The sequence below is a fragment of the Dialister succinatiphilus YIT 11850 genome, assembly GCF_000242435.1.
Lineage (GTDB): Bacteria > Bacillota > Negativicutes > Veillonellales > Dialisteraceae > Dialister > Dialister succinatiphilus.
This window is the reverse complement of the sequence record NZ_JH591187.1, coordinates 424,288-434,182: the sequence shown is the minus strand read 5'-3', so window position 1 is coordinate 434,182 and position 9,895 is coordinate 424,288. Positions and strand designations below refer to the sequence as shown.

Genomic DNA, 9,895 nt, shown 5'->3' with positions numbered 1-9,895 from the left:
CCTGCCCATAAAAGGGCCTTCCTATTGTCGGCTGACCGTTCGCAGGCCGTGTCCATAAAGCAATTACGACATTCAAAGGAGTACATATATGCAGAAAATCAGAAAAGCAGTCATTCCTGCAGCAGGCTTCGGCACCCGTTTCCTTCCCGAAACAAAGGCCATGCCCAAGGAAATGCTTCCTATTGTAGATAAACCGACCATCCAGTATATTGTAGAAGAAATCAGGGCCAGCGGCATTGAACAGATCCTCATTATTTCCGGCCATGCCAAAAGAGCCATTGAAGACCATTTCGATTCCTCCCCGGAACTGGAGCAGCACCTTTACGAATCGGGCAAAATGGATCTTCTCCGGGAAGTACGGAAAGTGGCTTCCGTGAAAATCCACTACACCCGCCAGCAGTATATGAGAGGACTGGGAGATGCCATCCTCTGCGCCAAAGATTTCATCGATGGCGAACCCTTCGGCGTCATCCTGGGGGACGATGTGGTATACAATGCCAATGGCGAACCAGCCCTGCGCCAGCTCATGGACCAGTACGAAAAAACCGGCGGCACCGTCATCGGCTGCCAGGTCGTGCGTCCTGAAATGGTTTCCTCCTACGGCATTGTAGACGGAAAACCGACAGACGACCCGAACCTGCTCAAGGTGAAAGATATGATTGAAAAGCCTTCCATGGAAGAAGCCCCCAGCCGCTTCGCAGCTCTGGGCCGATATGTCATCACCCCGGAAGTATTCGAAGTGCTGGAACAGACAAAGCCCGGCAAAGGCGGAGAAATCCAGCTCACCGATGCCCTCCGCGTCATGGCCAGAAACGGCAGTGTCTATGCCTATAACTTTACAGGCAAACGGTACGATACAGGAAATAAACTGGGCTACCTGAAAGCCACCGTAGAATTTGCCCTCCGCCGCCCGGACCTGGGACCCCAGTTCCGTGAGTATCTGAAAAAACTGCTGGCTGATGAAAAATAAAATAAAAAAGACCGGTCTATGACCGGTTTTTTTTGTGCTGAAGCCCCGAGGGTTGTGGCCGCCTGACGGCGGCAGGTTGTGCAACAGGGTTGCGGAAAAAGGTTCTTAGGATTGATGGGCCCTTTCGGGCCCAAGGGTTCTTAAGTTTGACGGCCCTTCGGGCCGAGGGTTGTGGTATCGCCCTATCGGGCGATGAGTATTATAATGCCGCCTTTCGGCGGTCACGTCCACATCGAGTATCATAATCATTCTTCCCCTCGTCTACACCGACTTCGCTGGATGGCGTCTCACTGGATTCGCGGGTCGCTTCTCTCCCCAATAAATCCAGTTCGCTTGCACACCCTTCGCCACTTCGTGGCCCTCTTCCCCTAAAGGGGACGCAAGGAGCATTACGGGATTGGCTGTCTGTGTCATATGTGACACAATATCCAGTGCCACCTATTTTCTCGTTTCCCCTTGAGGGGAAATGCCACGTAGTGGCAAAAGGGTGTACGGGGCTGAGCAGAGATATGACACTCTATCATTTTCCTGACCGCCAATCGGCGGCCCCTTGAGTGAAGCGACGCTCAAAATGTAGTGAGTCGTTTCCCCTTTAGGGCAATAAGACATAGAATAAGAATATCATAATCATTCTTACCACCGTCCACCCCTTCGCCACTTCGTGGCCCTCTTCCCCTAAAGGGGACGCAAGAGGCGTTACGGAATTGGTTTTCTGTGTCATATGGCATGATAAGCATTCTGCGGATTGGCTCGCTGCGCGGCTCCCCCTTATCCGGCTGTGCCGGACTTTCTCCACTGGGCAAAGTGCCAGCCGCCAAAGGGAGAAATGCAGGAATGGTATATGAAAAGGCGCCTTCTATCAGTTAAGAAGCCTCTTTTCATCAATCCTCAGCGGCCTAAAGGCAGCTTGGGGACCTGCGAACCCTTTCAACGTCCCAAAGGTGACAATGGAAGAGCCCTATCATCCTCATTCCTCTGTTTCATTGGTTTTCTTTTTCTTCTGGGCTTCATACAACTCGTAGTACTTGCCCTTTTTGCGAATCAGTTCCTCATGATTGCCGGATTCCAGAAGGCGTCCGTGGTCGAGGACATAGATGCAGTCCGCATTTCTCACAGTGGAGAGGCGGTGGGCTATGATGATGGTGGTTCTGTTTCTGGCCAGGTCGTCCAGGGTGGCCTGTACCATTTTTTCTGTCTGGGTATCCAGAGCGGAGGTAGCTTCGTCGAAGATAACTACCGGAGGATTCTTGAGGAACACCCGGGCAATGGCGATGCGCTGTTTCTGACCGCCTGAGAGTTTGACGCCCCTTTCCCCTACTTTGGTATCATAGCCGTTGGGCAGGGATTCGATAAATCCATCAGCCGCCGCCAGTTTCGCAGCCTGCCGGATTTCATCCATGGAAGCTCCTTCCCTGCCATAGGCAATGTTTTCGGCAATGGTATCGCCGAAGAGGAATACATCCTGCTGTACGATACCGATTTTGCGGCGAAGGTCCTGCTGGGCAAATTCGTTGAGGTTATGCCCATCCAGGGTAATGGTCCCTTCCGTAGGTTCATAGAAGCGAAGGAGCAGGCTCACCAGGGTGCTCTTGCCGGCCCCCGTTTCCCCCACGAAGGCCACCGTCTTTCCTGCAGGAATGGCAAAGTTCAGATGGTGAAGAATGAGCCGGTCCGGTTCATAGCCGAAGGACAGGTCATGGAAATCGATATCTCCCTTCACTTGGGTCAGGGCCAAGGGATGGGGCGGGTCTGTAATAGAGGGCGCCGTGTGCATGATTTCCTCGAAGCGGTGAAACCCTGCCATACCCCGCTGGTACACCTCCGCCAGAATAGTCAGTCGGAACACGGGACGCATAAAGATATTCACATAGAGGAGGAAGGCCACGAAATCGGAAAGCCGGAGCTCCCCCTTCGTAATCATCCAGCCGCCGGCCAGGATGACAACGACATTAATGAAATTGGTGAAGAAATTAATGCTTCCAGAGAAATAGCCCACCAGACGGTAGGAAGCAAATTTCGTATTTCTAAGCTCCAGGGATTTTTCTTCAAACCGGGAAAGCTCGAAGGCCTCCCGGGCAAAAGCCTTCACCAGGCGGATGCCGGAAAGACTTTCCTCCGCCCGGGCCGCCACTTCCCCCGCCATGCGGCGATTCTTCCGGAAAGCCCCCTTCATCTGCCTGTTGATTTTCACAGTGTGCACAGCCTTGGCCACCAGAAGGGCGCCGATCAAAAGGGCCAGCTTCCAGTTCATCACCAGCATCACCACCAGCGTGCCTGCCATGATAACACCGCAGAGAAGAAGATCGTTGGGCCCGCGGAAAGAGAGCTCGCTGATTTCCGTAATATCGCTGGTAATGCGGGACAGAAGCTGCCCTGTCTTTTCATTGTCGAAATAATGGAAGGACAGCTTTTCAATATGGGAAAAAAGATCCCGCCGCATATCGTGCTCAATGGAGGCGCTCATTACGTGACCATAGTACTGCACCAGGAACTGAATGATGAAATTGATAATGTAGAGCACCAGAAGCACTGCCGAACCCAAAAGGAGACGGTGCATATCCTTATCCGGCAGTACCTGGTTAATCAGATTTCTTACCACAATCGGGAAAATCAGGTCCAGTCCCGCCATGGCAAAGGTACCGATAATGACCCACACCAGGATTTTCATATAGGGTTTGTAGTATTTCATAAAACGTGTAATCATAGTATCTCCTTTATAGGGACCCATAGCGTCCCGGGTTCAGAGGGTTCATTGGACACACCTTCGGTGTGAGGGTTGACGGGGCTTCGCCCCGAGGTTTGTAAAGGAAAAGGTTCTTAGGATGGATGGGCCTTTGGCCCAAGGGTTCTTAAGTTTGACGGCCTTTCAGGCCGAGGGTTGTGGCCGCCTGATGGCGGCAGGTTGTGTAGAAGGGTTGCATCGCTTCGCTCAGGGGGCAGAGGAAAAGGTTCTTAAGATGGATGGGCCTTCGGCCCAAGGGTTCTTAAGTTTGACGGCCCTTTGGGCCGAGGGTTGCGGATTGCCGCTCTGCGGCAATACTTATAATGTCAGCGTTACGGGTTTAACCTTTCAGTATCATATGACATACCTCCCACAGGGCAAGGTGGTGGCGACAGCCACCAAAGAGGGAAAACGCCGAAATGGTACGTGAAGTATATGACTCGCTGTTTTTTCCCTCATATCTCTCGTTTCCCCTTGAGGGGAAGTCCCGCGAAGCGGGAAAGGGTGTACGGGGCAGAGAACTGATAGGATGCTCCATCGCGGTCCTGACCGCCAATCGGCGGCCTACGTCATGCGGCATGAATAAACATTCTCCTCCCGAAAAGGTCGGTTCTAAGACTGCTCCGCAATCTTCCATATATGAAGCCGGTACGCCCCAAGGAGGCTTCCTTCCGGCGTTACTGCCGGCACTTCGATGCCTGCCATGAGACTAGCGTCATCGGAGATGGCTATGTTCTGCAGGGGTCCGGCAGTGTGGAAGCGGCAGATGCGGCTGCCGTCAGCCAGGTTCACCGCTTCGGCGCCGTGGGCTTTATAATCGTGGTTTCTCACGTTTCTTCCCACGGCCAGGGCAGCCACTCCCTTTGCTGCATCAAGGGCTTCGATTTCACCGCCGGTCCTGTATTTCCAGCGGAAGGTGCCGGAAAGGTCAAAGAAGAAGAGGCTGTTGCTGGAGGGGTGGATCACCGGGGACGGCATCTGCCAGTTATCCCGGCTGAAGGTGTTGATGGTGTCGAAGATCACCCCTTCCGGCACAAAAAGGGCATCCCTTCCGGCTGCGAAAAACCAGGTGCCATTCATTTCCTTAGGCTCCGCCAGGGTGCGCTGCCAGAGGATATGGCCCTCTTTGTCGAAGAGGAAGGCCCTGCCGTCGCTGGTGATGGTGGAAAGATAATTTCCCCCTTCTTCCCACACCGGCCCGTTTCTCATGGTGACTGATCCGAAGTGGGGCGCTGTGTCTATGACAGTGCTGTGAAGCAATGTACCATCCCTGCCATCCAGCACATATATGTTTTTATTATACTCCAGATTTTCTATTTTAGATTTATCATAATTGGCGGTTCCAAAGGCAAAGGAGCTGCCGTCTTTTGAAATCTCGCCCCAGTTCACCCAGCCGTCCATGGCATGGTCCTTAGGAAAGCGCCATCTTTCTTCTCCTGAAGGGGTGAAGGAAACCACCCGGCTCAGGTAGCCCCGCTGTCCACTGTCAGTTATGGTGAAGCGATAAAAGACAGCATATATATTTCCTTCCCGGTCGGTGGAAATATGAATGGTCTGGGGATCCGCCCGAATATCCGGTTCGCCGCCGATGACGTCAAAACCCTTGAATTTCCAGAGAATGTCGCCAGAAGAGGTGTTCATGGCATAGAGGTATCCGTCGGGGCTTTTTTCTCCCACATACACCCTTTTTCCGTCAGGCGAAAGGGAGAGGGAGCGGATGAGTCCGCTTCCTATGGGATGGCTCCATTTCTCCCCGCCCTCTTTGGACAGAAGGCGAAGCTCTCCATTAGCTGTCCCCACCAGCCATCCACCGGAAGGTACATAGCGTATTTCTCCTCCCTCAAAGCCCATGCGGTCATAATTTCTTCCGGCCATTTCCCCCAGCGGTACCACGATGCCATCGTCCTGATTGCGGGGCGTAAACATCTGCCAGGGCGTGCGGCTTCCGGTCACCCAGAACAGAGTGAGCCAGGTAGCAAAGAGGAGAAAGAAAAGGCCTGTCGTTTTCCACTGTTTCATAGATACCATTTCGTCCAGTCATAAATGATGCGCAGAGCACCGAAATAAATCCCCTTTTGGGAAAGAATATAGAGCACCTTGGAGGCACCGCAGAAAAGTACAAACAGGAGGAACAGAAGGGAAACCCCTTTTTCTCTTCCTTTCCAGGGCACACCCTTCCTTTCCTTGGCCAGGAAAAGGCCCCGGCTGGTGACGGAAAGAGACAGAGTCTGGGCCCGGCGCAGGCAGCGGGCCAGCAGGGGTTTGATCATGTAGGGAATGTGCCGCAGCACCTGATGCCTCCCCTTTTCAGAACCGCTTCGAAGCTGAAGGGCCGTCATGACCTCCCCCGCCTCTGCCGCCAGAATGGGAAAGAAGCGGATGGCTGTCACCAGCATGAAGGAGGCCTGGGGCGACAGGTGCCAGGCGGTGAGTCCTTTGAGAAGATCCCTGGGGTCGCTGGTCCAGCATACCAAAAGTCCCAGGGAAATCATGGATGCCGTGCGCATGCCCTGAACAGCGCCGTAAATAATGCCTTCCCGGTAAATATAAAGGCCGCCGGTCAAAGATCCCAGCAGGGGAAATCCGGGAGAAATGAGCATAATGAGAGGCGTCCTTGGATTCTGGCTGAAAAAGAGAGCCTGACTGGAAATAGAACCCCAGAGACCCAGCAGGAGAAAAATGGAAAGTACTTTCCATTTGTACACCGGCGTTTTTCCCAGGAAATGAAAAAGAAGGGTCAGCGTGAAAAGGATGAAAAGGCTTCGTCCATTGTCCACAATAATCATCATAAAGGCGTAGAGAAGAAGAAAGGACAGCTTCGTTCTGCCGTCTAAGGCAGAAATCACCGATTTCCTGTCGCTCCCTTCAAAGGTCTGTCTGAATGACATGGGCCATCACCTCCTCTATGGTTACGCAGGGTTCGATAGCAAGGTCTTCCGATACATCCATCATAGGCGGCAGGGACAGTCCGCTTTCCTTCATGAGCTGCCGGCTGCTGAATAAGAGTCGAGGACTGCCCTCTGCGATGATGCGCCCTGCCTTCAGTACATAGACTTCTTCTGCCAGCTCCGCCGCCAGCTCCATGTCATGGGTGCAGAGGAAAATAGTTCTTCCCTCTTCTGCGGCCAGGCGCAGCATGTCCCGGATATCCATGAGGCTCTTCTGGTCCTGTCCGGTGGTAGGCTCATCCAGAATGAGAAGGTCATTATCCTTCCGGGCCAGAAGGGCGCCGAATACCACCCGAAGCCTCTGCCCCTTGGAAAGGGCCAGGGGAAAATCATGGCGGTAGTGGGCCAGATGGAGCTTATGGAGAAGTTTGTCCAGCTCCTCTTCTGTCATGTCTTTGTTGTTCCAGGTCAGTTCTTCTTCCACCGAATCAGTCAGCAGCATCAAATCCGCTTCCTGTCGCATAAACCCCACATGGTGCCTTTCCTTTTCCGCCGGCTTTCCATGGATAAGCACTTTCCCGGAAGATGGGGAAAGGAGGCCGGCCAGAAGGTTTAAAAGAGTGGATTTGCCGGCGCCGTTAAAGCCCATGAGGGCTGTGATGCTCCCTTTTTTCACGGTAAAGGAAATCCCCTTCAGGGTCTCCTCCGAGACGCCGGGATAGGTGTAATGAATGTCCTTTCCTTCCAGAATCACGTCTCCTGAAAGGTTGGGCCGGGGCGGTTCCACATGGGGCCGAAAGGAAATTCCTGCCTTTTGGATTTCCATAACCGTCTCTTTCCTGTCCGAGGAAGCCTTCGGCAGATGAAGGCGCCGGGCAAGCTTCACCATCTGGGGTTCCCGGATGCCGTAGGCTTCGGTATCCCCCATTTCATTCCACGCTTTTTCCGTAGGACCGTCATACACCAATTTTCCCCTGTCCATAATGCAGAGCCTTGGAAAATGGGCGGCCAGCTCATTCACCCGGTGTTCCACCATAAGGATAGTCATGTGGTCTTTTTCATTCAAACTGTGAAGAAGGGAAAGAAAATCCTTCACCCCCTCCGGATTCATCTGACTCACCGGCTCGTCAAGAATGAGGAGCTTTGGATGGGTAACGAGGATGGATGCCAGGGCCAGCCGCTGCCGCTGTCCTCCGGAAAGGGCATGAATGCTCCTGTCTTCCATCCCCGAAAGGCCCACCTTCTCTAAAGCCCTTGACACTTCCCTTCTGATAACCGATGGCTCTTCTCCCCGGTTTTCCAGGGCAAAGGCTGTCTCGTCTGCCACAGTCATGGCAAAGAGCTGGTCGTCCGGAGTCTGGTATACCGTGCCTGCTACAAGACCGATATCTTCAGGAGTCATGCTGAAAATATCCCTGCCGCACAGCGTCATGGCGCCCTTCTTTTCTGCATCCTCCAGAAGGCCCGTCACGGCCTTGATAAGGGTGGATTTCCCGCATCCCGACCGCCCGGCCAGGAGCACCATTTCTCCTTCATCCACCGACAAATCCAGATGGCTGATGGTTTCCTTCTTTCTTGAAAGGTAACGGCAGGAGAAATCCCTGATATCCAGTATCATGATCCCATCACCTGCCTTAAGCGGCTTCCCGTCTTCCAGCCCAGGAAACTTCCCAGACTGCTGTAGAGAAGACCGTTAATCACCATGTAAAGACCGATGAACCAGTCCGCGTAATACAGACGGTAGAAAAGCATGAGCTGCTGCATGTTCACAAAAGTAATCCCTGCGTCGCACAGGCCCAGCACCAGAGAAATAAAAAGGCCGTAAGGCAAGGTCAATGTTTTCTTCCTGTAAAAGCCGGTGATATAAAGAGCTCCTTCGATGACCACAATGGAAAAGGCCGCCAGAAGGATGCCCACCGGTGTGACCCGTCCAAAAAGTACAGCGGAAAGAAGCCAGCGGATCAGGAAAAAAAGAGCCGTCACCCCGGGGCGCCGGAAAAGGACCAGCAGGGACATGAGGAGCATGTACTGCACCACACCGCTTAAAAGTCCGGTCACCAGGCCAGAGAAAGGTCCCAGAATCACATGGAGAAAATCGCCGGCCAGGGTCACCGGCACCACCACGCCGCCAAAAGCCAGCGCTGCAAACAGGGCCGCCGCAATGTCTCCCCTGGCGCCGATGGAAATCATGGTCTTTTTGATTTTTCCAAAGGAAAGAAGGACCAGCAGAAGAGAAAGGCAGGAAAGGCCTGTAGAAATCATACCCATGCTGCGGCTCTTCACCACCGTCAGCGGAAGCTCTGTAATCTTTTGGCTTTCGCCGCCGGAAAGGGTGATTCGAAGGTTATAGTCCCCTTCGGAAAGGGTAAAGGGATTGGCATAGAGAGGAATGACGGCGGTCTGCATTTTTCCGCCGTTTAAAGAAAAATCGGTTTCTGTGGAAAAAGAATGGTCCGGCACCGTCCCCTCCTCGCCGGATGCAGAAAGAAGCCCTTCCTTCACCTCTCCGCTTCCCCGATCCACCAGCTCCGCCTTGAAATGGATCTGTCCCACGTCACGCCGGGGATTTCTCATATCCAGAAGAAGGAAGGTGTCCGGTTTGGCTGTCAGGGCGCTCCGGTCCAGAGGTGTACCGGTCAAACGGTGCTTCATATTTTCCAGCTGTACATCAGGAAGCACCATGGTATTGGGGGAAAGGCGATCATCGGTTTCACCGGATTCATTGACCGGAAGCACCACGCCCTGTATATACCAGGACTCTTCCCTATTTTCCTTCTCCCTTTCCTCCGGTGCCGTCTCTTTCACTGTGAAATCCAGATTTCTGGAAAGTTCATAATCCGGGCCCGTAACAGAAATGGAAACAGCGCCCCTTCCTTCAGGAAGAGAAGAGGAAAGAGTGACAGGAATCACTTCGAACACATTGCCAAAGTCCGCCGGAAGCGTCCAATCCATGTGAATCTGTCCCGCCTCATCTACTGTCCAGCCCTTCCTCGCAGAAGCCTTAAGACCTTCGGGAAGAGTGACAGTAATGGATACCGGTTCGGCAGGTCTGTTGAAATGATCCAGGGAAATAAATAAAAGCTGCCGGCTTCCAGGACTGGCAGGCCTGGGTTCAGACCCGTTCAGGCTGTAAGGGAAAGAAGCCTCCAGCTTGACCGGCAACTCCTCTGCCAGTACCGGCAGAAAAGAAATCATCCAGCAGAATAGAAGCATAACCACACGGATTGGCATAAAAAAACCTCGCGATTCATCAGGAACATGGAAACAGATTGATTTCATTATACTATGGAAGGGATGCGGCGGGCAGTGCAGATT

At 53.2% G+C, this 9,895-nt stretch carries 6 protein-coding genes; 1 reads left to right on the top strand and 5 read right to left on the bottom strand.

The features are described from left to right. The first annotated feature begins 88 nt into the window (after positions 1-88). Positions 89-970: a UTP--glucose-1-phosphate uridylyltransferase GalU gene (gene galU, locus HMPREF9453_RS01820; protein ID WP_008858856.1), complete on the top strand. Its 882-nt coding sequence runs from the start codon at positions 89-91 to the stop codon at positions 968-970. 967 nt (positions 971-1,937) lie between these two features. Here galU and HMPREF9453_RS01815 read toward each other — a convergent pair. The 5 genes from HMPREF9453_RS01815 to HMPREF9453_RS01790 all read right to left on the bottom strand — a co-directional run bounded on the left by HMPREF9453_RS01815 (position 1,938) and on the right by HMPREF9453_RS01790 (position 9,811). Next, positions 1,938-3,674 carry an ABC transporter ATP-binding protein gene (locus HMPREF9453_RS01815; protein ID WP_008858855.1) on the bottom strand — a complete coding sequence of 579 codons (1,737 nt, stop codon included), beginning with the start codon at positions 3,672-3,674 and terminating at the stop codon, positions 1,938-1,940. Between the two features lie 630 nt (positions 3,675-4,304). Then, the gene (locus HMPREF9453_RS01805; protein WP_008858853.1) at positions 4,305-5,711 is read right to left on the bottom strand and encodes a WD40 repeat domain-containing protein; all 1,407 of its coding nucleotides are present in this window, start codon (positions 5,709-5,711) and stop codon (positions 4,305-4,307) included. Continuing rightward, positions 5,708-6,580, bottom strand: coding sequence for an energy-coupling factor transporter transmembrane component T family protein (locus tag HMPREF9453_RS01800; RefSeq protein ID WP_008858852.1), 873 nt, complete (start codon positions 6,578-6,580; stop codon positions 5,708-5,710). Before HMPREF9453_RS01800 ends, HMPREF9453_RS01805 begins: the two co-directional genes overlap by 4 nt. Further along, on the bottom strand, positions 6,558-8,198 hold the full coding sequence (locus tag HMPREF9453_RS01795; RefSeq protein ID WP_008858851.1) for an ABC transporter ATP-binding protein: 1,641 nt from the start codon (positions 8,196-8,198) through the stop codon (positions 6,558-6,560). Before HMPREF9453_RS01795 ends, HMPREF9453_RS01800 begins: the two co-directional genes overlap by 23 nt. Further along, on the bottom strand, positions 8,195-9,811 hold the full coding sequence (locus tag HMPREF9453_RS01790) for a hypothetical protein (protein WP_008858850.1): 1,617 nt from the start codon (positions 9,809-9,811) through the stop codon (positions 8,195-8,197). The genes HMPREF9453_RS01795 and HMPREF9453_RS01790 overlap by 4 nt, the downstream gene beginning before the upstream one ends. Between the last annotated feature and the right edge of the window lie 84 nt (positions 9,812-9,895).